This window comes from Prauserella cavernicola (assembly GCF_016595675.1).
In the GTDB taxonomy this organism is placed as follows: Bacteria; Actinomycetota; Actinomycetes; order Mycobacteriales; family Pseudonocardiaceae; genus Prauserella_A; species Prauserella_A cavernicola.
The window spans coordinates 173,923-196,812 of record NZ_JAENJH010000011.1 but is presented as its reverse complement, the minus strand read 5'-3'; the positions used below and the strand labels follow the sequence as shown (position 1 = coordinate 196,812).

The following is a 22,890-nucleotide window of genomic DNA, read 5'->3' as shown; positions in this document are numbered from 1 at the left end:
CACGGCGACGAACTCGGCCTCGACCGGGTGGAGCCGTCACCAGGGCAGCGGTACGGTCGTGAACCATTGTCGAACTACGGAGAAACTCACACATGGCGGACTTCTTCATCGGCGGCGAGTGGGTCGGAGCGGCCTCGGGCGGCACGCGGGACATCCACTGCCCCGCCGACGGCTCCCTCGTCGCCACAGTGGACGAAGGCACCGCGCAGGACACCACGCGCGCGATCGCCGCGGCCAGGGCCGCTTTCGACGCCGGTGAGTGGCGCTCCACCTCGTCCTGGGAGCGCGGCAGCCTGTTGCTGCGCGTGGCGGAGCTGCTCGAACGCGACCGCGACGCCTTCGCCAGGGCCGAGTCGCTCGACACCGGCAAACGCCTGGTGGAGAGCGAGATCGACATGGCCGACATCGCCGCGTGCTTCCGCTACTTCGGCAAGCTCGCTGGCCAGGACGCGGGCCGCGTGGTCGACACCGGTTCCGCCGACGCCTTCAGCCGGATCGTGCACGAGCCCGTGGGCGTGTGCGGGCTCATCACCCCGTGGAACTACCCGCTGCTCCAAACGGCGTGGAAGGTCGCTCCCGCGCTCGCCGCGGGCAACACCTTCGTGCTCAAGCCGAGTGAGCTGACCCCCCACACGGCGATCCTGCTCATGCGGATTCTCACCGAGGCGGGCCTGCCAGGCGGGGTCGCGAACCTGGTGCTGGGCGCGGGCGCCGCGGTCGGTGCCCCGCTGTCCGAGTCGCCCGACGTCGACCTCGTGTCGTTCACCGGCGGGCTGGCCACCGGGCGCGTGATCGCCGCCTCAGCCGCGGCGACCGTGAAAAAGGTCGCACTGGAGCTGGGCGGCAAGAACCCCAACGTCGTGTTCGCCGACGCCGACTTCGAGACCGCCGTCGACTACGCGCTGACGGCGATCTTCCTGCACTCCGGCCAGGTGTGCTCCGCGGGCTCCCGGCTGATCGTGCAGGACGAGATCCACGACGCCTTCGTCGCCGAGGTCGTGCGCCGCGCCGAGCTGATCCGCCTCGGCGGACCGTTCGACCCCGAGGCCGAGACCGGCCCCCTCGTCTCGGCTGCGCATCGTGAGAAGGTCGAGCGCTACGTCGAGACCGCGCTGACCGAGGGCGCCGTGCTGCGCACCGGCGGGCGCAGGCCCTCCGACGAGAAGCTCGCCGCTGGCTTCTACTACCTGCCGACCGTGCTCGACGACGTCGCGCAGGGCAGCACCGCGGTCACCGAGGAGTCGTTCGGACCGGTGCTGACGGTGGAGACTTTCACCGACGAGGACGACGCCGTGCGCATCGCCAACGACACCCACTACGGGCTCGCGGGCGCGGTGTTCACCTCCGACGTCTCCCGCGCGCAGCGCGTCGCGGACCGGCTGCGTCACGGAACCGTCTGGATCAACGACTTCCATCCATACCTGCCGCAGGCCGAGTGGGGCGGGTTCAAGCAGTCCGGCTTCGGACGGGAGCTCGGGCCGGCGGGGCTGGCCGAGTACCAGGAGGTCAAGCACATCTATCAGAACCTGCGGCCCGAGCCGCCGCGCTGGTTCTCGGGAGACGCCTGACGCGAGAGGGACGGCCATGAGCGCTGACAGGGTCGATGACGGGCTCGCCGGATTCGGTTACAAGCCCCAGCTCCAGAGATCGCTCGGCAACTTCCACACCTTCGCGGCCGGGATCAGCTACATCTCGATCCTGACCGGCACGTTCCAGCTCTTCTACTTCGGCTTCGGCTTCGGCGGGCCCGCCTACTGGTGGTCGTGGCCGATGGTGTTCGTCGGCCAGCTCATGGTGGCCCTGTCGTTCGCCGAGCTCGCGGCGCACTACCCGGTGGCGGGCTCGATCTACAACTGGTCGAAGCGCATGGGCAGCAGGCACGTGGCGTGGCTGGCGGGGTGGATGATGCTCACCGCCTCGATCGTCACGATCGCCGCCGTGGCGCTGGCCTACCAGATCACGCTGCCGCAGATCTCGGACATCTTCCGGTTCTCCGGCGACGACGCCCTCAACGCCGTCATCCTGGGCACGGCGCTGATCGTGTTCACCACCGCCGTCAACGCCTACGGCGTCAAGCTCATGGCGCGCATCAACAGCGCGGGCGTGTTCATCGAGCTGATCGCGGCCGTGCTGCTGATCATCCTGCTGGCCGTGAACATCACGCGCGGGCCCGGCGTGGTGTTCGAGACGCAGGGCACCGGCGAGGGCCGTCCCGGCGGCTACCTGGGCGCGTTCCTCATCGCCGCGCTCGCCTCGACCTACGTGATGTACGGGTTCGACACGGCGAGCTCGCTCGGCGAGGAGAGCCACAACCCGCGCCGCAACGCTCCCCGCGCGATCTTGCGCGCGCTCATCGCGTCGTTCCTGATCGGCGGGCTTATCCTGCTGTTCGCACTCATGGCGGTGGGTGACATCACCGACCCGCGCATCGCCGAGGGCGGACTGCAGTTCATCGTGCTGAACACGCTCGGCAGCGGGCTCGGCACGGCGCTGCTGTGGTCGGTGGTCATCGCGATCACGGTCTGCAACCTGGCCGTGCAGTCGGCGGCCATCCGCATGATGTTCGCGATGGCGCGCGACAACAACCTGCCCGCGGGCCGGATTCTGGCCACAGTGGACCCGAAACGTCGGACCCCGGTGGTGCCCGCGCTCGTCACCGGCGCGCTCGCCGTGGTGATCCTGGTCGTCAACGTCGGTCAGCCCCAGATCTTCACCGTGATCACCAGCATCGGCATCGTCATGATCTACCTGGCGTACCTGCTGGTGACGATCCCGATGCTCGTCAAGCGGCTGCGCGGGCAGTGGCCGCCACCCGACACCGGCGGCGGGTACTTCTCGCTCGGCCGGTGGGGGCTTCCGGTGAACATCCTCGGCGTGCTGTGGGGCGCGGGGATGGTCGTGAACCTCGCCTGGCCACGTCGCGACGTCTACAACGCGGAGCCGCCCTACCACTGGTATCTGCAGTGGGGTGCGGTGCTGTTCATCGGCATCGTCGCCGCGCTCGGGTTCGCCTACTACTGGTTCTTCCTGCGCCGGGGCAGCGGAGTGCTACCCGACCACGCGCTCGATTCGCCCGAGGACGAGCCCGAGGACAAGGAGACAGCGTGACCCGCGAGTTCGACTACGTCGTCGTCGGCGGCGGCACGGCCGGATCGGTCGTGGCGGCCCGCCTCTCGGAGAACGAGAACGCGACCGTGTGCCTGCTGGAAGCCGGACCATCCGATGTGGACGCGCCTGCGGTGCTGGAGCTGACCAGGTGGATGGAGCTGCTGGAGTCGGGCTACGACTGGGACTACCTCGTCGAGCCGCAGGAGGCTGGCAACTCGTTCCTGCGGCACGCGAGGGCGAAGGTGCTCGGCGGCTGCTCGTCGCACAACTCGTGCATCGCGTTCTGGGCACCTGCCGAGGATCTCGACGAGTGGGCCTCGCTCGGCCTGCCCGGCTGGTCGGCCGCCGACGTCTTCCCGCTGTACCGCGAGCTCGAGACCAACGACGGGCCCGGCGAGCACCACGGCCGCTCGGGTCCGGTGACGATCCGCTCGGTGCCGCCGAAGGACCCCACGGGCGCCGCGCTGCTGCAGGCGTGCGAGCAGGCGGGGATCCCGCGCACCGAGTTCAACTCCGGCACCACCGTGACCCACGGCGCCAACTGGTTCCAGATCAACGCGCGGGAGGACGGCACGCGCTCGTCGGCGTCGGTGTCCTACCTGCACCCTATCCTGGGAAAGCGGTCCAATCTGGAGGTTCGCACCGGGGTGCGGGCCAAGCGGCTCACGTTCGACGGGCTGCGCTGCACCGGCGTGGAGGTGCTCACCGAGGACCTGCTGCACAGCGAACGGATCGTGGCACGGCGCGAGGTGATCGTGAGCACCGGCGCCATCGACACGCCCAAGCTGCTGATGCTCTCGGGGATCGGGCCGGCCGAGCACCTCATCGGGCTCGGGATCGAGGTGCTGGTGGACTCCCCCGGCGTCGGCGAGAACCTGCAGGACCATCCCGAGGGCGTCATCCAGTGGGAGGCGCGCAGGCCGATGATCACCGAGTCGACGCAGTGGTGGGAGATCGGCATCTTCACCAGGACGGACCCGAGGCTCGACCGGCCGGACCTGATGTTCCACTACGGCTCCGTGCCGTTCGACCTCAACACTCTGCGGCACGGCTACCCGACCACGGAGAACGGGTTCTGCCTGACGCCGAACGTCACCCGCGCCCGTTCCACCGGCACGGTCCGCCTGCGCACCAGGGACTTCCGCGACAAGCCGAAGGTGGATCCGCGGTACTTCACCGACCCGCACGACCTGGCGGTGATGACGTACGGGATCCGGCTGGCGCGCAAGATCGTGTCCCAGCCCGCGATGGCCGAGTGGGCGGGACCCGAGCTGGCGCCCGGGGTAGACGCGACGAGTGACGACGAGATCGCCGACTACCTGTGCAAGACGCACAACACCGTCTACCATCCCGCGTGCACGGTGAAGATGGGGCCCGCGAGCGACCCGTTGGCTCCGCTCGACGAGCGGCTGCGGGTGCGCGGCGTGGAGGGCCTGCGCGTCGCCGACGGCTCCGCCATGCCGTTCCTGGTGGCGGTGAACCCGTGCATCACCACGATGGCGATCGGCGAGAAATGCGCCGACCTACTGGCGCAGGACGCAACCCCCTAACCCGCGAGTTGTGCACTCGGGCGCGCGAGTCCCCCACTCCGGCTCGCGAGTCCCGCACTCGGGCGCGTGAGTTGCGCGCTCCCGCTCGCGAATCGCACCTTCCGGCCGGATGGTCGCGCCGCCGGCTCCGCGGGTCGTGCATTCCAGAGTGCGTGTCGTGCGCCCGGGACCGCGAGTCGTGCAGAGCCGCGCGCGAGTCGTGCATGCCGGACCGCGAGTCGTGCACTCCCGACCACGAGTCGTGCGCTCCAGACCGCCAGCCGAACCGTCCGGCGTCGCGACCGGCACGTTCGCGGCTACCGTGGCGGTATGGCCTTCGCCGCACCGCCCGCGAGCGCCGCGTGGTCACACGAGCTGGCCCGGCTCGGATTCGAGGTCGCCTACTTCGAGCGAGCCGGCGACGGGTACCGGATCCGTGGCTGCACCACCGCGGTCGAGCACGAGGTTCCGTGGATCGTCGGATACGACATCACCGTGGACGGCGGCTGGCGGACGCGACGCGCGGAGGTGACCGCCCGCTGGGCGACCGGCGCGCGCACCACCGTCCTCGACGCCGACGGCGACGGCCACTGGCGCATCGACGACGCCGCCGCGCCCCGGCTCGACGGCTGCCTCGACGTAGACCTGGAGTCCTCGGCGATGACCAACACCCTGCCGGTGCACCGCCTCGCGCTGGCCGCCGGAGACCGCGCGGCGGCGCCCGCGGCGTACGTCCGCGCGGCGGATCTCACCATCGAACGTCTGGAACAGGCCTACCGGCGTCTCGACAACGACGGCGGCAGGCAACGCTACGACTACGCCGCCCGCGCTTTCGAGTTCAGCTGCACCCTGCTCTACGACGAGTCCGGACTCGTGCTCTCCTACCCCGGCATCGCCGCCCGCGAGGCCTGACGGTCGAGTTCGCCGTCAGGACTGCACAACTCGCGGCCTGGAGCGCACGACTCGCACCCGAGCGCAGAACTCGCAGTCTGGAGCGGGGGACTCGCGCGCCCGAATGCAGAACTCGCGCGCCGGAGCGGGGGACTCGCGGGCCCGAGCGGGGGACTCGCGCCGGGCGCGTTAGCGGCGCCAGAGGGGGAGCATCGCGTCGCGGACCTCCGCGAGGAGTTCTCGCATGCCGTCCTCGGCGTCCACGGCGCGGCCGCCGGCCACGGCGGCGGCGACCTCCTCGTGCAGGTCGAGCGCCTCGGGCACCGGCTGGTGCGGCATAAGCCCCAGCTGGGTGCGGCCGCGCAGCACCGCGGCCACCACGTCGGCGAGCGCGCCGAACATCTCGTTGCCGCTCGCGCGCAGCAGCACCTCGTGGAAGGCGATGTCGAGTTCGAGGAACTCATCGAGCTCGCCCGCCTCGCCCAGCACCCGCATCTGCGCCCCCACCTCGACCACGCGGGCGCGCTCCGCCGCCGACGCGCTGCGCGCCGCCGCGCCCGCCGCCAGCGGCTCCACCGCGATGCGCAGTTCGGTCAGCGAGCGCAGCTGCTCGTCACGGCCCGTCCCGGACAGCCGCCACCAGATGACCCTGGGGTCGAAGACGTTCCACGAGTCGCGCGGCTGCACGGTGATCCCCACCCGCCGCCGCGAGATGACCAGACCCATCGACTCCAGGATCCGCATCGTCTCGCGCGCGACCGTGCGGGAGACGCAGAAGCGTTCCTGGATGCGGTCGAGCGTGAGGACGTCGCCGGGCGCCAGCTCGCCGCACGTGATCTCGAGCCCGATGGTGTCCAGCACAGAACTGTGCCTGACCTCGACACCAGACTCGTATCCCACGTCCACGGTCCGAGCCTATCTCCGAGGGGTACTTCCCCCTCGTCCGCCAATGGTGTTATCTTTCGGCGCCAAAGATAGTACCTTTCAACGAGGAGCGGTCATGACGTCGACGTGCCTGGTGGTGATGGGTGTGTCCGGCTCGGGCAAGACCACCATCGCCGAGCTGTTCAGGGACAGACTCGACTGGCGCATGGCCGAAGCCGACGAGTTCCACCCGCGGTCCAACATCGAGAAGATGTCGGCGGGCACGCCGCTCACCGACGCCGACCGGGAGCCGTGGCTGCGCGCGATCCGCGACTGGATCAGCGAGTGCGACGCCGCGGGCGAGAACACCGTCGTGACGTGTTCGGCGCTCAAGCGCGCCTACCGCGACATCCTCCGCGAGGCGACCGCGCACGTCCGGTTCGTCTACCTGCACGGCACCACCGACACCGTCGGCGCCCGCCTGGCCGCGCGCTCGGGGCACTTCATGCCGCCCTCACTGCTCGGCTCCCAGTTCGCCGACCTCGAACCCCTCGCCACCGGCGAGGACGGCGTCACCGTCGACGTCACCGACGGCCCCGAGCGGGTCGCCGCGACCGCGCTCGCGCGGCTCGGCCTGCCCGCCTGAGCAAGTCCCTCTCACGCACGGAAGCAACGGAGCTCACGTATGAACACCGACGAGTGGACCCAGACCCTCGGCGCCGGTCCCCTCCTGGCCATCGCGGGCGGCGCGATCGCCGTCCTGCTGTTCCTCATCATCAGACTGCGCGTCCATCCCTTCCTGGCGCTGGTGACGGTCAGCATCGTCACGGCGTTCGCCACCGGGATCCCCTCGGGCCAGGTGATCGATACCCTGACCGACGGGTTCGGCTCGACGCTCGCGGACGTGGCGCTGCTCGTCGGGCTCGGCGCGATGCTCGGCAGGCTGGTCGAGGTCAGCGGCGGCGCGCAGGTGCTGACGGACTCGCTGATCAACCGGTTCGGCGAGGAACGCGCCCCGCTCGCGCTGGGAATCGCGTCGCTGATCTTCGGTTTCCCGATCTTCTTCGACGCCGGCCTGGTCGTGATGCTGCCGGTGGTGTTCTCCGTCGCGAGACGGCTCGGCGGCGGCGTGCTGCGCTACGGCCTGCCCGCCGCGGGCGCGTTCTCGGTGATGCACATCTACGTCCCGCCACACCCCGGCCCGGTCGCGGCCAGTGGCCTGCTCGGCGCCGACGTCGGCCTGGTGATCCTGCTGGGCCTGATCGTCGCCATCCCCACCTGGTTCGCCACGAGCTACCTCTACGGCCTGTGGGTGGGCAAGCGGATCGTGCTGGACGTGCCGGACATCCTGGCGGGCGGCACGCAGGAGGAGGACGTCGAGAACCCTCCCAAGGCGGGCACGGTCGTCGCGCTGCTGCTCCTGCCGCTGGTGCTGATCTTCGCCGACACGGGTCTGAACACCGCGGGAACGGCGAGCTGGCTCGACGAGAACGCGTCGTGGTTCCAGCTCGCGCAGGCGATCGGCTCCACCCCGGTGGCACTGCTGATCACGGTGTTCGTCGCCACCTACGTGCTCGGCACGCGGCGTGGCCGCGGCAGGGAGACGGTGGAGAAGCTCCTCGACTCCGCGCTCGGCCCGGTGTGCTCGATCATCCTGATCACCGGCGCGGGCGGCATGTTCGGCGGAGTGCTGCGGGCCAGCGGCATCGGTGACGCGCTCTCGGACACGATGTCCGACCTGGGCCTGCCGGTGATCGTGGCCGCGTACTTCATCGCCGCCGTGCTGCGGATCGCGCAGGGCTCGGCGACGGTCGCGCTCACCACCGCCGCGGTGCTGGTGCAGCCGCTGGTGCTCGGCGCCGGGTTCAACGGTGTGGAGCTGGCCGCGCTCGTGCTCGCCCTCGCCGCGGGCTCGGTCACGGCCGGGCACGTCAACGACTCCGGGTTCTGGCTCGTCGGCCGGTTCTTCGGAATGGACGTGAAGACGACGCTGAAGACCTGGACCGTCATGCAGACCACGATCGGCCTCATGGGCTTCGCCCTCTCGAGCCTGATCTTCGTGCTCGCCTGAACCGGGAGAATCCTTTGTCGCACACACTGTTCGACCTCACCGGCCGGGTCGCGCTCGTCACCGGCAGCAGCCGGGGCCTCGGCAGGGCGATCGCCGCGGGGCTGGCCGCGGCAGGCGCCACGGTCGTGCTCAACGGCCGTGATCCGGACCGGCTCGAAGCCGCGCGCGCCGAGCTCGGCGCCGAGGCGGTGGCGTTCGACGTCACCGACGAGGCGGCCGTCTCGGCCGGTGTCGCCGCGCTGACCGAGCGCCACGGTGGCATCGACATCCTCGTCAACAACGCGGGTTTCCAGCACCGGCAGCCGATGCTGGAGCTCGCGCTGGCCGACTGGGAGGCGGTGCTGCGCACCGACCTGACCAGTGCGTTCGTGGTCGGCAGGGCCGTGGCCAGTGGCATGCTCGAGCGTGGCCGGGGCAAGATCATCAACATCTGCTCGGTGCAGACGGCGCTGGCCAGGCCGTCGATAGCGGCGTACACGGCGGCGAAGGGCGGACTGCGCAACCTCACCCAGGCCATGACGGCCGAGTGGGCGGGGCACGGCCTGCAGGTCAACGGCATCGCGCCCGGCTACTTCGACACCGAGCTCACCGCGGCACTCGTGGCCGACGCCGACTTCAGCGCCTGGGTCACCGGGCGCACGCCCGCGGGGCGCTGGGGCCGGACCGAGGACCTGGTGGGGCCCGCGGTCTTCCTCGCCTCCGACGCCTCGGCGTTCGTCAACGGCCAGGTCCTGTTCGTCGACGGCGGCATGACCGCCGTCGTCTGACGCGAACGAGAACGGAGCACCCCGTGGAGTACCGGGCACTGGTGGCGCACGCGGCGGGCGACCTGCGCGTGGAGACCCGCACCCTGCGCGAACCGGCGCCGCACGAGGCGGTGGTGGCCATCGCCCACGGCGGCGTGTGCGGTTCGGACCTGCACTACGACGCGCACGGCGCCGTCGGAGAGTCCGTGCTGCGGGGGCCGATGGTGCTCGGGCACGAGGTGTCCGGGCACGTCGCGCGAGCGGCCGCCGACGGCTCCGGCCCCGCCGAGGGCACCCCCGTCACGGTCCATCCCGCGACTCCGTGCGGCACCTGCCGCTTCTGCGCCGAGGGCCGGCAGAACCTGTGCCCGCACACGAGCTATCTCGGCTCCGCGGCGCGGTTCCCGCACACCGACGGCGCGTTCGCGGAGCGGCACGTGGTGGACGCGAGCAGGCTCGTGGCACTGCCGGAGGGTCTGGACGTGCGCACGGCCGCGCTCGCCGAACCGGCGTCGGTCGCCTGGCACGCCGTGTCGCGAGCGGGCGAGGTGGCAGGCAGGCGCGTGCTCGTCGTCGGCGCGGGGCCGATCGGCGCGCTCGTCGTGGCGGTACTGCGCCGGGCGGGCGCGGGCGAGATCGTGGTGAGCGACCTGCACGAGCGCCCGCTGCGGCTGGCCACCGAACTGGGCGCCACGCGCACGGTCCTCGGGAACGCGCCCGAGGACCTCGAGGCCGACGTCGCCATCGACTCCTCGGGGTCCGCGGCCGGCGTGTCGACGGCCGTGGGCGCGCTGCGCCGCGGCGGGCGGCTCGTGCTGCTCGGCCTGCCCCCGACGCCGGAGCAACCGTTCCTGTCCGGACTGGTCGCCACCCGCGAGCTGACCGTCACCGGGTCGTTCCGGTTCCACGCCGAGCTCACCGAGGTGGTCGCCGCGATGGCCGACGGCTCGCTGCACACGGCGCCGGTGATCAGCCACGAGTTCCCATTGTCCGAGGCCGCCACCGCGTTCGCCGTCGCCAGGGACGCCTCCGCCTCGGGCAAGGTTCTGCTCGGCTTCTGAGCACCGGAACTGCTACCGTCAGCGGTCGGGAGGTGACTCCATGTCCGCCGACGCACACCCACAGCGACGACGCTCGGGCAGGTTCACGCTCGCCGCGGGAGTCCTGCTCCTGGCCGGTGGCATCGTGCTGCTGGTACTGGACCCCGGGCCCACCGAGGCCGCGTTCATGCTGATCGGCGCGGGAATCACCCTCAACGGCGTCTCCACCGTGGCACTGCCCGGCGAGTCCGAGCGCCACGCCGTGGTGCGCACCGGGCTCACGGCGTGCGCGCTGCTGCTGTTCGCCTGCGCTGTGGTGTTCTCCCTGTACGCGCTCCTGCGCTAGCGGCTCAGCAGCGCCACGCACTCGACGTGGTGCGTCATCGGGAAGGCGTCGAAGGCCCGCAGGCACCGCAGGTGGAAACCGTGCTCGGCCAGTGTCGCGACGTCCCGAGCCAGCGCTGCCGGATCGCAGGCCACGTAGACGATCCGCTCCGGCTGTGCCTCCACAATGGACTTCACGACCTCGCGGCCCGCGCCCTTGCGCGGCGGGTCGAGCACCACCACCTCGGCCTGCCCGGCCAGCGAGGCCGAGGCGTCCTCGACCCGCGCGCACTCCCAGTGCACCTGCGGCAGATCGGCCAGGTTCGCCCTGCCGTCGGTCACCGCGCGCCGGCCAGACTCCATCGCCAGCACCCGGCCCTGCGGCCCCACCTGCCCGGCGAGCACCGAGGCGAACAGCCCGACTCCGGCGTAGAGGTCCCACACCGTCGCGCCGGGCGACGCGGCGGCCCACTCCCCCACCACACCTGCCAGCGTGTCGGCCGCGGCGGGATGCACCTGCCAGAAACCGTCCGACGCGAGCCGCCACCGCCTGCCCGCGGCCCGCTCGACGGCCGTGCCGCCGCTGAGCTGCTTGAGCTTGCCTCGCGAGGGCACCTCGGCGACGTGCACCCGGCCCGTGCCGTCCTCGGTCGTCTCGATCTCGGTGCTCGGGCGCTTGCGGCGCGACAGGCCCGCCGACGCCGCACCCTCCAGCGTGATCGGGCAGTCCTCCAGCGGGATCACCCGGTGGCTGCGGTGGGCTCGCAGCCCCGGCCTGCCGTCGCGGCCCGCCACGAACCGCACGCGGGTGCGCCAGCGCGACGGTCCCGGCAGCGCCTCGACCTCCACCGGCCACTCCAGCCCGGCGAGCCTGCTCAGCTGCTCGGCCACCACCGCGGCCTTGAGCTCGCGCTGAACGGCGGGGCTCGCGTGCTGCCAGTCGCAGCCGCCGCACCCACCAGGCCCCGAGGCCGGGCACGGCGCGTCGACGCGGTCCGGCGAGGGCCGCAGCACGCGCACGGCGTCGGCGCGGCAGAAGCCCTTGCCCTTGTCCTCGGTCACCTCCGCGACCACGAGCTCGCCCGGCAGCGCGTGCCGCACGAACACCACCCGGCCCTCCACCCTGGAGACGCAGTGCCCGCCGTGCGCGACCGCGCCGACCTCCAGCTCCAGCGTGCGGCCCGTCCAGTCGGGTTTCGCCTCGGTCATCGGGTTCGCTGCGTTCACCGTGCGGAGTTCCTGCCGTTCGTGTCGTTCTTGCCGGGTTCGCCGTTCTTGTCGGCCGGTCTGCGCCCAGGGGCCGAGACGCCACGCCGGACGTCACCGGCCACCGGGCGAGCCCGCGCCCGGTCGGCGCGCGAGAGCGCACGCTCCGAGGACTCGAGCTGCCACGGCACGCTCGTCACCATCACCCGCGACTGGAACAGCAGCCTGCTCTTGAGCCTCAGCGCGCTCTGGTTGTGCAGCACCTGCTCCCACCACCGGCCGACAACGTACTCGGGGATGAACACGGTGACGACGTTGCGTGGCTGATCGCCGCGGATGCGCTTGACGTAGTCGAGCACGGGCCTGGTGATCTCGCGGTACGGCGACTCGACGACCTTGAGCGGGATCGAGAACCCCCTGCGCTCCCACTCGTCGATCAGCTTACGCGTATCGGCGTCGTCGACGTTCACGGTGACCGCCTCCAGCACGTCGGGCCGGGTCGCCTTCGCGTACGCGAGCGCGCGCAGCGTCGGCCGGTGCAACTGCGAGACCAGCACGATCGCGTGGTTGCGGGCGGGCAGGGTCACCGGCTCACCCTCGGCGTCCTTGAGCTCCTGGGTCACCCGGTCGTAGTGCTTGCGAATGCCGCCCATGAGGAAGTAGATCGCGCCCATCGCCACGATCGAGATCCACGCGCCGGCCAGGAACTTGGTCGCGAGAATCACCACGAGCACCGAGGCCGTCATGAACAGCCCGAAGCCGTTGATCAGCTGCGCTCGGCGCATCTGACGGCGGGCCGCCGGATCGGTCTCGTCGCGCAGCTTGCGGTTCCAGTGCCGGATCATGCCGCTCTGACTGAGCACAAAGGACACGAACACACCGACGATGTAGAGCTGGATCAGCTTGGTCACCTCGGCGTCGAACGCGATCACGAGCACGATCGCGAACCCGGCGAGGAACAGGATCCCGTTGCTGAAGGCCAGCCGGTCGCCCCGGGTGTGCAGCTGGCGGGGCAGGAACCGGTCCTGCGCCAGGATCGAGCCGAGCACGGGGAAACCGTTGAACGCGGTGTTGGCCGCGAGCACCAGGATGAGCCCGGTGAAGAAAATGACGTACCAGACGCCCGGCGAGAACCCCGTGAACACGGCGTCCGCCAGCTGCGCGACGAGGGTTTTCTGCTCGTAGCCCGCCGGTGCGCCCACGAGCTGGCGCGCCGGGTCCTCCGCCATGATCGCGCCCGTCACGTGGGCGAGGAAGAGCAGGCCGAGGAACATCGTCACCGCGAGGGTGCCCATCCACAGCAGCGTGGTCGCCGCGTTGCGGCCCTTCGGCTTGCGGAACGCGGGCACGCCGTTGGCGATGGCCTCCACCCCGGTCAGCGCCGCGCTGCCGGAGGAGAACGCGCGCAGCACCAGGAACGCGAACCCCAGCCCCACCAGATGGTGGTCCTCGGCGACCAGGTCGAAGTCGGCGCTCTCGGCGCGCATCTCGTCGCCCAGCACGATCGTGCGGAACGCGCCCCAGCCGATCATCGCGAGGATGCCCACCACGAACGCGTAGGTCGGGATGGCGAAGGCCGTGCCCGACTCGCGCACGCCCCGCAGGTTGATCGCCATCAGCACCAGGATCGCCGCCACGGCGAACTGCACCTTGTGGGTGGCCACGAACGGCACGGCGGAGCCGATGTTGGCCGCCGCCGACGCGATCGACACGGCGACCGTGAGGATGTAGTCCACGAGCAGCGCGCTGCCCACCACGAGGCCCCAGCGGGGGCCGTGGTTGACGGTCGCCACCTCGTAGTCGCCACCGCCGGAGCCGTAGGCGCGCACGTTCTGCCGGTACGACGCCACGACCGTCACCATCACCAGCGCGACGACCAGGCCGATCCAGGGGCTGTAGACGTAGGCCGAGGCGCCGGCCACCGACAGCACCAGCAGGATCTCCTCGGGTGCGTACGCCACGCTCGACATGGGGTCGGACGCGAACACCGGCAGCGCGATCCGCTTCGGCAGCAGGGTGTGCGCCAGCCGATCGCTGCGGAAAGGCCTGCCGAGGACGAGGCGCTTCGTGACGGTGGCGAACTTGGACACGCGCTGAGCGTAAGTCCTCCGCGTGCCGCAGCCGGATCAGGACCGGGGACGACTCGCGCGCCAGTCTTCGATCAACGCGGGAATCGAGCGCATCAGGTGCGCGTAGAAGTCACGCATCTCGGTGAGCCTGCGACCCGCGGGGCCGTCCTCGGAGACGGTCGCGATGCCGTCGTCGGCGGCCTCGAGCATCTCCTCCAGCACCCGGTTGCGGACCATCATCAGCCTGGGCCACGCGTCGTCGGGGAAGCGGTAGTGCTCGCGACGGCCGCCCCGCACCGGCGCTCGCTCGACCATGTCGATCGCCTCGAGCATCTTGATGCCACCGGACACCGACCCCGGGCTGACATCGAGCCGTTCGGCGATCTCCCCCGCCGTGATCGTCTCCTGCTCGGTGAACAGCAGCACGCACAGCACCCTCGCGGTCATCCGGTGCATGCCGTGCCTCGCGAGAATGACGGCCATCCGTTCGGCGGGATCCCGCGCATCGGCCACGGGTGAGCTCCTCTCCTGGTCCGGTCCGTCATCCTACGTTCTGGGTCTTCGCAACGTTGTGAACGCTCGCGGGGAACGCTTTCGCGACCGGCACGCGGACCCGGCCCGGATCGGGGTAGGTTCTGCGCTGTCACCGACGCAGAGCGAGGAGGCACGGGCGTGCACGTGGTGATCATGGGATGCGGCCGGGTCGGCTCGTCCCTGGCGGCCGCCCTCGAGCGGCTCGGCCACGACGTGGCCGTCATCGACCGCGACCGGGACGCCTTCCGACGCCTCGGCAGCGACTTCCACGGCCAGCAGGTCGTCGGGATGGGCTTCGACCGCGACGTGCTGGTCGAGGCGGGCATCGAGCACGCGGGCGCGTTCGCGGCCGTGTCCAACGGCGACAACTCCAACATCATCTCCGCGCGGGTGGCCCGCGAGGAGTTCGGCGTCGACCACGTCGTCGCCCGCATCTACGACCCCAAACGCGCCGCCGTGTACGAACGGCTCGGCATCCCCACGATCGCGACCGTGCCCTGGACCACCGACCGGTTCCTGCGCACGCTGCTGCCCGAGGGCGTGGCCACGTCGTGGCGCGACCCGACGGGCACCGTCGCGCTGCTGCAGCTGCCGCTGCACGAGGACTGGATCGGCCGCGGCGTGCGGGAGCTGGAGGAGGCGACGGGCTCGCGCGTGGCGTTCGTGATGCGCTTCGGCACCGGCGTGCTGCCCGACGCGAAGACGGTGCTGCAGGCCGACGACGCGGTCTACGTGGCCGCGCAGTCCGGCACCGTCGGGTACGTGACGAGCGCGGCGGCGAGGAGCCCCGAGGAGGAGAGCTAGATGCGGGTCGCGATCGCGGGCGCGGGCGCGGTGGGCCGCTCCATCGCCGCCGAGCTCATCGAGGCCGGGCACACGGTGATGCTCATCGAGCGCCAGGCTGGCCAGTTCACGCCCGGCACCGTCGAGCAGGCCGACTGGGTGCTCGGCGACGCGTGCGAGGTGTCCACACTCGAGGACTCCGGCGTGCAGCTGTGCGACGTGGTGATCGCCGCGACCGGTGACGACAAGGCCAACCTCGTGGTGTCGCTGCTGGCGAAGACGGAGTTCGCGGTGCGGCGAGTGGTGGCGCGGGTCAACAACCCGGCCAACGAGTGGCTGTTCACCGAGAGCTGGGGCGTGGACGTCGCCGTGTCGACTCCGAGGATGCTCGCGGCGATGGTCGAGGAGGCCGTGAGCGTCGGCGACCTGGTGCGGCTCATGACGTTCCGGCAGAGCCAGGCCAACCTCGTGGAGCTGACGCTGCCCTCCGAGACGCCGCTGGCGGGCAAGCCGGTGCGCGACCTCGCCCTGCCCCGCGACGCGGCGCTGGTGACCATCCTGCGCGGCGACCGGGTGATCGTGCCGCAGCCCGACGACCCGCTCGAGGCGGGCGACGAGCTGCTGTTCGTGGCCGCGGCCGACGTGGAGTCCGACGTCCGCACGGCGCTGGGCTACTGAACCCCGCTACTGGGGCGTGCCGGGCGCGGGACTCTCGCCGTACTTCACCCGCAGGCGCGCCTCGATCTCGGCGTCGGAGAGCTCTTCCTCGGTGTCCAGCTCCTTGAGGCGCTTGTCGGCGCGGCGCACGGCCCAGACGACGACGAGCAGCGCGAGCCCGTACAGCGGGTAGCCCATCGCGATCTTGGCGAACGCGAGCCAGCCGGTGTAGTCCTCGGCGTAGAGCCACTGCTGCACCACGAAGCGGGCCGCGAACACGGCCGCGAGCGCGAGCGTGGCGATGTCGTAGCCGCGCCGCGACACCTTGTCCTTGCGCCAGGCCATGCCGCTGCCGTTGAGGTAGCTCCACACGACACCGGCCAGCGGCCAGCGCGCCAGCACGGAGATGACGAGCGCGCCGCAGTACACCAGGCTGGCCCAGATGCCGAAGAGGAAGAAGCCCTTCGCCGAGCCCGTGCGGTACGCGATGAAGGCGGCGATGGCGACACCGAAGAAACCCGAGATCGCCGGCTGCAGCGGCTCCTTGCGCACCAGGCGCAGGATCGTGATCGCGACAGCACTGCCCAGCGAGGCCCAGATCGCGGTGGTGAGGTTGAACAGGCTGTTCGCGAGGACGAACACGATCACCGGCACCGACGAGTAGAAGAGTCCGGAGACGCCACCCATCTGTTCCAGCAGAGTCGGCTCGCGCTCGGCCTCCGGCTTCTGCTCGGTGGCGTGCTTGGTGGCGTGCTTGGTGGCGTGCTTGGTGGCGTCGTCGCCGGCCTCGGTAGTGCGGTCGGGTTCAGTCACGCGCGGTTACTCTCACTAGGTCGTCTGCAACAGTTCGTAGTAGGGGTTGTACAGCACCTTCCGCCCGTTGCGATCGGCCAGGCGGCCACGGGCTTTGATGGTGCGCCCCGGTTCGATCCCGGGGATCCTGCGACGGCCGAGCCACACCAGCGTGACCTCGTCGGTGCCGTCGAACAACTCCGCCTCCAGAGTGGCGGCATCGCTGCCCGGACACAAATCAACACTCCGCAACCGGCCGAGTACGGTCACTTCCTCGCCCGACCGGCAGTCGCAGGCACGCTGCGCCCCACCGGCTTCTGACTTCTCGGAAAGGTCGTCGGCGTCCAGCTGCCCGATGTCACTGGTCAGTTTGCGAACCAACCGGCTGAAGTAGCCGCCGTCTTTGGCGGACATAAGCGCCAGCTCCTGTGCTCCGGGGCCCGTCGACCGGACCGGCCCGTACCTGTTCAGCGTAACTCTGCCGCAGCAAGAGAAGCCGAGTTGCGCCACTATCGCAACGTGACCTCAGTTATGCCCGGATCCACCGCCGTGATCCTGCCCGGAACGGGCTCTGACGAGGTGTTCGTCCGATCCGTGTTCGCCGCGCCGCTGGCCTCGCTCGGCATCGAGCTCGTCGCCCCGCCCCCGCCGACGGGCGGCGACGTGGTCGCCGGCTACCTCGAGCTGCTCGACCGGTGCGCGGCGACGGCGCCTGGCCCGGTGCTGGCGGGCGGGATCTCACTGGGAGCCCACGTCGCCACCGAGTGGGCGCTGCGCGCGCCGGAGCGGTGCGCGGGTGTGCTCGCGGCGCTGCCCGCGTGGAACGGCGACCCCGGTGCGGCACCCGCCGCGCTGGCGGCGCGCGCGTCGGCCGAGCTCGTCGAGCGCGAGGGCCTCGACGCGGCGCTGGCCATGTCCACCGCGGGGATCGCGCCGTGGCTCGCGGCCGAGCTCGACCGCGCCTGGCGCGGGCACGGCGAGGGCCTGTCCGCCAGCCTCCGCTCCGCCGCGGCGCACCGGGCCCCGGAGCTGGACCGGCTGCGGGAGCTGGACGTCCCGGTGGGGATCGCCGCGTGCGCGGACGATCCCGTGCACCCCGCGGCCGTCGCGGACGCCTGGGCGGCGGCGCTGCCACGAGCGAGCGTGTGCGCCACGACCCTGTCCTCGTTCGGCACCGACCGGGAGGCACTCGGCCGCGCGGCGCTGCTCGCCCTGCTGCGCGCGGTCACCGAGGAGCGGGCCGCCTGAGCGGCCTGAGCAGGCTCAGCTCTGCTGCGCCTGCTGCTCGGCGATGTGCGCCGCGATCGACTCGGGCAGCGTGATCGGCAGCGGCGTGCGCACGGGCATCGGCGAGTCACCGCGCACCACCACGGACTGGCGCACGATGTCGCGCAGCGTGTCGGGCGCCTGCGCCGACTGCGACTGCGGACCGGCGATGACGCCGCGCAGCATCCAGCGCGGGCCGTCGACGCCCACGAACCGCAGCGCGACCTCGCCCACGATCGCCGAGAGTTCCATCCCCCACTCGCCACGGCCGGACGTCACCTTGGCGCCGTCCGCGCGCAGCTGCTCGGCCAGCTCGGAGCTGACCTCCCTCCACAGCCCGCCGGAGCGGGGCGCGGCGTAGGCGCTGATCGTGACCTGGCCATGCGTGGTCACCACGTGCACGGCGCGGACATTGCCGCTCTGCTGGTCCATCTCGACCTGCACCTGCGAGCCGTCCGGCACCGGGACGCGCACCGAGCCGATGTCCATGCGCGGGCGGCCGTCATCGGGCGCGTCGGCGACGTCGTACGGCCCGGCCCCGTCGTGCCCGGCGTGATCGACCTGGCCGTCCTGGCCGTCCTGGGCGGCGTGGTCACCACTGCCGTCACCGTCGCCGGCGTAGTCCTCCCGCTCGACGTGCTCGTCGCCGCGCTCGCGCCCTGACTTGCGCTTGCGTCCGAAAATCCCCACTACTTCTCCGTTCCCAGGGCCGCGTGCCCACCCGTCGAACCGTAGCCCCCCGCGCCACGCTCCGTGGCTTCCAACTCGGACACCTCGACGAACTCGGCGTGCTCCACCCGCTGCACCACGAGCTGCGCGACCCGGTCTCCTCGCGAGAGCTCGACCGGCTCCTTGGGATCGTGGTTGACGAGGCACACCTTGATCTCGCCGCGGTAGCCCGCGTCGATGGTGCCCGGCGTGTTGACGATCGAGAGACCCACCCTGGCGGCCAGACCCGAGCGCGGGTGGACGAACCCGGCGTACCCGGACGGCAGCGCGATCGCGATGCCGGTGCCGACGGTCGCCCGTTCCCCCGGCTGAAGCACCACGTCGGACGTGGTGACCAGATCGGCGCCGGCGTCGCCGGGACGCGCATAGGAGGGAAGCGGGACTTCGGGATCAAGGCGGGAAAGCAGGACCTGCACGCTGGACACGACACGCGAGACTACCCTGAGGCGGTGAGCAGCAGTACACGTGCGCGAACCAACGCTTCCCTCCGCCACTCGGAGCGGCTGTACCTGGCGTGGTGGGGCTGGCCCCTGCCGCTGCTCGGCGCCGCGCTGCTGGCCGCGGAGATCCACATGGGCTATCCCGGGATCCGGGCCTGGTTGCCCTACGTGGTCCTGCTTCCCGTGGCGGTGCTCCTGCTGCTCGGCATGGGCAGGCTCAAGGTCCAGGTCACCGACGGCGACGAGCCGGAGCTGTGGGTCGGCGACGCGCACCTGCCGCTGCGCTTCGTCGGCGCGGTCGAGGTGATCGGCAAGACGGGCAAGCGCAAGGCGCTCGGCCCCGAGCTCGACCCGGCGGCGTTCGTCGCCCACCGCGGCTGGGTGCCCACCCTGGTCAGGGTCCACCTCACCGATCCCGAGGACCCCACGCCGTACTGGGTCATCAGCACGCGCCACCCCGAGCGGCTGGCGGCGCTGCTGCGGGGCGAGCAGGGCGGCACCTGAGAAAGCGCACACGAAAAGGGTGGCCGAGCATCGCTCGACCACCCGTTCGTGAACCCCGTCCCTCCGGGTACCGCGTCACCCCCGCGTGCCGCGCCTGCCGTCGCCGGTCAGGCGCAGTCGCGACAGATCAGCTGTCCGCCGGCCTCGTCGGCCAGCCGGCTGCGGTGGTGCACCAGGAAGCACACCGAGCAGGTGAACTCGTCAGCCTGCTTCGGGACGACCTTGACCGTCAGGTCTTCACCCGACAGTCCCGACAGGTCGGCCCCCGGAAGTTCGAAATTCTCGGCGGTCGCGTCCTCATCAACGTCGACCACGCCGGACTGCGTCTCGTTACGCCGCGCCTTCAGTTCCTCCAACGAGTCTTCGGCAAGCTCGTCGGCTTCGCTGCGGCGCGGAGCGTCGTAGTCGGTCGCCATTGTCCTTCACCCCTGCGATCAGCTTCGATATCAGTACTTCAGACACCCGAGCCGCCGCTCGTGAGTCCTTCGTGTCGCTGGTCAACGTTCCAGCGCCCGTGTTTGTGCCCGAAATGGCAGTGAGCGTCGTCTCTTCTGGAAGGCACTCACTGTCCGCCCGGAGCCCGGAGAGGGTAGCCCACGGCTTACCCCAACTCGAAACGGGTCACCCAAGCCCTGAAATACGTCACCCATCAGGGCTAATCCGAGTTTTGTCGACCGCTGCCCGTCCGGGTTGCACATCGGTATCAGGTGGCTGGCCGGAGGCGTGATCGGCTTGCCCGGCGAGTGGCCCCCGTGGTGCCATCCGAGGGGGCTGCGGGAGTCCGTCCTGTAACGCCTAGGCTGATCAGCAGCGACGTGTGGGGCAAAGGCAGGGATCGGAAGGGACGGCGCAGTGGTGTCGGGGACCGGGGGCGTCCGGAACAGGCAGGTCAAGCCGTACCGGAGGTACAAGCCGCTGCCCGCCTTGATCGTGATCGGGGCACTGGGGCTCGTGGCGGCGTTCGTGTGGGTGAACGCCATCTCGTCGAACGAGGACTTGCAAGAGGCGATGCGGTGCACGCCTGGACCGACTCCCACGGAGGGGGTCCAGTACAGCCCGCAGCCCTACGACGCGCTCGCGACCACGCAGCCCACGCCACCCGACCGGGTCGCGGTGCGCGTGCTCAACGCGACCGGCACGCGCGGCCAGGCCGCGATGACGACCGAGGGCCTGCGCCAGCTGGGCTTCACCCAGATCGCCGAACCGGAGAACGACCCCGCCTACGCCGACGTCGAGGCCAACTGCCACGGCCAGATCCGCTACGGCGACAACGGCGAGGGCGCCGCCCGCGCGGCGCTGCTGATCGACCCGTGCATGGAGCTCGTGAAGGACAACCGGCAGGACGCCACGGTGGACCTCGCGGTCGGCACGCAGTTCAACGACGCGCGCCTGACGCCCGCCACCAAGGACGTGCTCAACCGGCTCACCGAGTGGTCGGAACAGAACCGCAACACCGGCGACAGCGAGCAGTCCGCGGGCCGGGGCCCGAACATCGACCAGGAACTGCTCGACGACACGGTCCCCGAGTTCTGCTGAGTCCGGCCGGTGCGGCGCTCAGACGCCGCCCGCCCCGCACGTGATCGCGGCCGCCCGCAGCGCGTCCGCGATGGCGGGAGAGGCCGCCAGCGTGCCGTCCAGGCCCAGCTCCGGGTCCTCCCCCGGCAGCGACACGACCGCGCCCGCCTCCGCGGCGATCAGCGCTCCCGCCGCCCAGTCCCAGCGCTGCAGGCCGTGCTCGAAGTAAGCGTCCGTCCAGCCAGCCGCCACCGCGCACAGATCCAGCGCCGCGGAACCGGGACGCCGGATGTCGCGCACGTGGCCCAGCAACCCGGCGACGAGCTGAGCCTGCCGCGCCCTGCGCTCGGCCTGGTAGGCGAAACCGGTGGCGAGCAGCGAGAGTTCGAGCCGCTCGGGCCGCGACACGCGCAGCGGCCTGCCGTCGAGCCACGACCCGGCGCCGCGCGTGGCCGTCCAGCGCCTGCCGCTGACGGGCTCGACGACGGCGCCGGCCACCGACACCCCGCCGATCTGCGCCGCGACGGAGACGGCGAACTCCGGGATGCCGTAGAGGAAGTTCACGGTGCCGTCGATGGGATCGACGACCCAGGTGACGGCGTCGCCCGCCCGGCCGCCCTCCTCCTCGCCGAGCACGGGCTCGCCGGGACGCAGCTCGGCGAGCCTGCCGCGGATGAACTGCTCGGACTCCCTGTCCACGGCGGTCACGACATCGGTGGCGCTGGTCTTGGTGTCGACAGCGACCTCACGACCCGCGAGCATGGACTCACGCGCGTTCCGGACGAGTTCGGCGGCCTCCGCCGCCACCTGTTCGGCCACGCTGGTCAGAGCGGCCGCGTCGGCTTCGATAGCTCCCACTCCACCATGGGATCACACCCGGCTAAAGTCTCGGCCAATGGCTTCTGAATCGAACAGGAAGGGACGACGCCAATGACGGCGACCCGTGGATTCGGCATCGACATCGGTGGCAGCGGCATCAAAGGCGCCCTTGTCGATCTGGAGAAGGGCGAGCTGATCGGCGACCGGCTGCGGATCGACACTCCGCGCCCGGCGACGCCCGACGCCGTCGCCGAGGTCGTCGCCGAGATCGTCGACCACTTCGGCTGGGACGGTCCCGTCGGCATCACACTTCCCGCGGTGATCAAGAAGGGCGTCGCGCAGACCGCGGCGAACATCGACCCCAGCTGGATCGGCACGGACGCCGACGCACTGTTCGCCAAGCGCCTCGGCAGGCACGTCGACGACGTCGCGATGCTCAACGACGCCGACGCCGCGGGCATGGCCGAGATGCGCTTCGGCGACCCCACGGCCCGCCACGGCGTGGTCGCGCTGCTGACGTTCGGCACGGGCATCGGCAGCGCGATGTTCCACGACGGCAAGCTCGTCCCGAACACCGAGTTCGGTCACCTTGAGGTCGACGGGCACGACGCCGAGAAGAAGGCCGCCGCCTCGGTCAAGGACAACGAGGACCTGTCCTACCCGGAGTGGTCCAAGCGCGTCGATCGTTACCTGACTGTGCTCGAGAACCTGATCTGGCCGGATTTGTTCATCGTCGGCGGTGGAGTCAGCAAGAAGTCGTCGAAATGGGTTCCGCTGCTCGACATCCGGACGCGGGTCGTAGTCGCATCGTTGCAGAACAACGCCGGGATCGTGGGTGCGGCAGCGGCCGCCGCGGAGGGCATCGAACACTGACGCCGGACCCGCCGGGAGAACTCCGGCGGCACCCCGGTCCGGCAGTGGAAAGTTGATCGCTTCGCGACGCTTCCGCACATCGTCGTTACAATGGAACACGGCCCTCGGCTGCGGGAGGCAAAACCGCAGG

At 71.0% G+C, this 22,890-nt stretch carries 25 protein-coding genes; 15 read left to right on the top strand and 10 right to left on the bottom strand.

Features of this window, described 5'->3' with window-relative positions:
• Positions 1-92: 92 nt before the first annotated feature.
• The 4 genes from JHE00_RS30880 (at position 93) to JHE00_RS30865 (ending at position 5,549) form a co-directional block, all read left to right on the top strand.
• On the top strand, positions 93-1,568 hold the full coding sequence (locus JHE00_RS30880; RefSeq protein WP_200324991.1) for an aldehyde dehydrogenase family protein: 1,476 nt from the start codon (positions 93-95) through the stop codon (positions 1,566-1,568).
• 16 nt (positions 1,569-1,584) lie between these two features.
• Positions 1,585-3,108, top strand: coding sequence for an APC family permease (locus tag JHE00_RS30875; RefSeq protein WP_200324989.1), 1,524 nt, complete (start codon positions 1,585-1,587; stop codon positions 3,106-3,108).
• The gene (locus tag JHE00_RS30870) at positions 3,105-4,658 is read left to right on the top strand and encodes a GMC family oxidoreductase (protein WP_200324987.1); all 1,554 of its coding nucleotides are present in this window, start codon (positions 3,105-3,107) and stop codon (positions 4,656-4,658) included. Before JHE00_RS30875 ends, JHE00_RS30870 begins: the two co-directional genes overlap by 4 nt.
• Before the next feature lie 309 nt (positions 4,659-4,967).
• Entirely contained in the window at positions 4,968-5,549 is a 582-nt protein-coding gene (locus tag JHE00_RS30865; protein WP_200324985.1) for a putative glycolipid-binding domain-containing protein, read from the top strand.
• A gap of 168 nt (positions 5,550-5,717) precedes the next feature.
• On the opposite strand, the gene JHE00_RS30860 is transcribed toward JHE00_RS30865, so the two are convergent.
• A complete protein-coding gene (locus JHE00_RS30860; protein WP_200325096.1) occupies positions 5,718-6,428 on the bottom strand; it encodes a FadR/GntR family transcriptional regulator in 711 nt (236 codons plus the stop codon).
• Between the two features lie 100 nt (positions 6,429-6,528).
• Here JHE00_RS30860 and JHE00_RS30855 point away from each other — a divergent pair, with 100 nt between their 5' ends.
• Genes JHE00_RS30855 through JHE00_RS30835 form a run of 5 tightly spaced genes read left to right on the top strand, consistent with a single transcriptional unit; the run spans position 6,529 to position 10,595 of the window.
• Entirely contained in the window at positions 6,529-7,038 is a 510-nt protein-coding gene (locus JHE00_RS30855; protein ID WP_200324983.1) for a gluconokinase, read from the top strand.
• A 39-nt stretch (positions 7,039-7,077) separates the two neighbouring features.
• On the top strand, positions 7,078-8,463 hold the full coding sequence (locus tag JHE00_RS30850) for a GntP family permease (protein ID WP_200324981.1): 1,386 nt from the start codon (positions 7,078-7,080) through the stop codon (positions 8,461-8,463).
• A gap of 14 nt (positions 8,464-8,477) precedes the next feature.
• Complete coding sequence (locus JHE00_RS30845; protein WP_200324979.1) at positions 8,478-9,230, top strand: SDR family oxidoreductase; 753 nt, start codon at positions 8,478-8,480, stop codon at positions 9,228-9,230.
• Positions 9,231-9,253: 23 nt separating this feature from the next.
• Positions 9,254-10,270 (top strand): L-idonate 5-dehydrogenase, encoded by a 1,017-nt coding sequence (locus tag JHE00_RS30840; RefSeq protein WP_307832191.1) that lies wholly within the window; start codon positions 9,254-9,256, stop codon positions 10,268-10,270.
• A gap of 40 nt (positions 10,271-10,310) precedes the next feature.
• On the top strand, positions 10,311-10,595 hold the full coding sequence (locus tag JHE00_RS30835) for a hypothetical protein (RefSeq protein ID WP_200324977.1): 285 nt from the start codon (positions 10,311-10,313) through the stop codon (positions 10,593-10,595).
• Here JHE00_RS30835 and JHE00_RS30830 read toward each other — a convergent pair.
• From JHE00_RS30830 to JHE00_RS30820, 3 genes are read right to left on the bottom strand one after another with little or no spacing between them, the layout of a single operon-like run.
• A complete protein-coding gene (locus JHE00_RS30830; protein WP_200324975.1) occupies positions 10,592-11,782 on the bottom strand; it encodes a class I SAM-dependent RNA methyltransferase in 1,191 nt (396 codons plus the stop codon). The two genes, JHE00_RS30835 and JHE00_RS30830, sit on opposite strands and share 4 nt — an antisense overlap.
• Before the next feature lie 14 nt (positions 11,783-11,796).
• Positions 11,797-13,869, bottom strand: coding sequence for an APC family permease (locus JHE00_RS30825; protein WP_200324973.1), 2,073 nt, complete (start codon positions 13,867-13,869; stop codon positions 11,797-11,799).
• Between the two features lie 36 nt (positions 13,870-13,905).
• Positions 13,906-14,361 (bottom strand): GbsR/MarR family transcriptional regulator, encoded by a 456-nt coding sequence (locus tag JHE00_RS30820; RefSeq protein ID WP_200324971.1) that lies wholly within the window; start codon positions 14,359-14,361, stop codon positions 13,906-13,908.
• 159 nt (positions 14,362-14,520) lie between these two features.
• On the opposite strand from JHE00_RS30820, the gene JHE00_RS30815 reads away from it, so the two are divergent.
• Together JHE00_RS30815 and JHE00_RS30810 are read left to right on the top strand one after the other, a co-directional pair.
• Positions 14,521-15,186 (top strand): potassium channel family protein, encoded by a 666-nt coding sequence (locus JHE00_RS30815; protein ID WP_200324969.1) that lies wholly within the window; start codon positions 14,521-14,523, stop codon positions 15,184-15,186.
• Entirely contained in the window at positions 15,187-15,843 is a 657-nt protein-coding gene (locus JHE00_RS30810) for a potassium channel family protein (RefSeq protein ID WP_200324967.1), read from the top strand.
• 6 nt (positions 15,844-15,849) lie between these two features.
• Here the strand turns inward: JHE00_RS30810 and JHE00_RS30805 are convergent, their stop codons facing one another.
• Positions 15,850-16,509: a DUF3159 domain-containing protein gene (locus tag JHE00_RS30805; RefSeq protein WP_200325092.1), complete on the bottom strand. Its 660-nt coding sequence runs from the start codon at positions 16,507-16,509 to the stop codon at positions 15,850-15,852.
• 141 nt (positions 16,510-16,650) lie between these two features.
• Entirely contained in the window at positions 16,651-17,028 is a 378-nt protein-coding gene (locus tag JHE00_RS30800) for an OB-fold nucleic acid binding domain-containing protein (protein ID WP_200324965.1), read from the bottom strand.
• Positions 17,029-17,145: 117 nt separating this feature from the next.
• Here JHE00_RS30800 and JHE00_RS30795 point away from each other — a divergent pair, with 117 nt between their 5' ends.
• On the top strand, positions 17,146-17,862 hold the full coding sequence (locus JHE00_RS30795; protein ID WP_200325090.1) for an alpha/beta hydrolase: 717 nt from the start codon (positions 17,146-17,148) through the stop codon (positions 17,860-17,862).
• Positions 17,863-17,877: 15 nt separating this feature from the next.
• Here the strand turns inward: JHE00_RS30795 and JHE00_RS30790 are convergent, their stop codons facing one another.
• Both JHE00_RS30790 and dut read right to left on the bottom strand, forming a co-directional pair.
• A complete protein-coding gene (locus JHE00_RS30790) occupies positions 17,878-18,570 on the bottom strand; it encodes a DUF3710 domain-containing protein (protein WP_200324963.1) in 693 nt (230 codons plus the stop codon).
• A complete protein-coding gene (gene dut / locus JHE00_RS30785) occupies positions 18,570-19,034 on the bottom strand; it encodes a dUTP diphosphatase (RefSeq protein WP_200324961.1) in 465 nt (154 codons plus the stop codon). The genes JHE00_RS30790 and dut overlap by 1 nt, the downstream gene beginning before the upstream one ends.
• Before the next feature lie 24 nt (positions 19,035-19,058).
• Here dut and JHE00_RS30780 point away from each other — a divergent pair, with 24 nt between their 5' ends.
• Entirely contained in the window at positions 19,059-19,553 is a 495-nt protein-coding gene (locus JHE00_RS30780) for a DUF3093 domain-containing protein (RefSeq protein WP_200324959.1), read from the top strand.
• 107 nt (positions 19,554-19,660) lie between these two features.
• Here JHE00_RS30780 and JHE00_RS30775 read toward each other — a convergent pair whose 3' ends face one another.
• Positions 19,661-19,969, bottom strand: a complete 309-nt coding sequence (locus JHE00_RS30775; protein WP_200324957.1) for a DUF4193 domain-containing protein — start codon at positions 19,967-19,969, stop codon at positions 19,661-19,663.
• Positions 19,970-20,408: 439 nt separating this feature from the next.
• On the opposite strand from JHE00_RS30775, the gene cei reads away from it, so the two are divergent.
• Positions 20,409-21,089 (top strand): envelope integrity protein Cei, encoded by a 681-nt coding sequence (cei, locus tag JHE00_RS30770; protein WP_200324955.1) that lies wholly within the window; start codon positions 20,409-20,411, stop codon positions 21,087-21,089.
• Between the two features lie 18 nt (positions 21,090-21,107).
• Here cei and JHE00_RS30765 read toward each other — a convergent pair whose 3' ends face one another.
• Positions 21,108-21,917, bottom strand: a complete 810-nt coding sequence (locus tag JHE00_RS30765; RefSeq protein ID WP_307832197.1) for an inositol monophosphatase family protein — start codon at positions 21,915-21,917, stop codon at positions 21,108-21,110.
• 81 nt (positions 21,918-21,998) lie between these two features.
• Here JHE00_RS30765 and ppgK point away from each other — a divergent pair, with 81 nt between their 5' ends.
• Positions 21,999-22,760 (top strand): polyphosphate--glucose phosphotransferase, encoded by a 762-nt coding sequence (gene ppgK / locus JHE00_RS30760; protein WP_200324951.1) that lies wholly within the window; start codon positions 21,999-22,001, stop codon positions 22,758-22,760.
• Positions 22,761-22,890 lie beyond the last annotated feature (130 nt).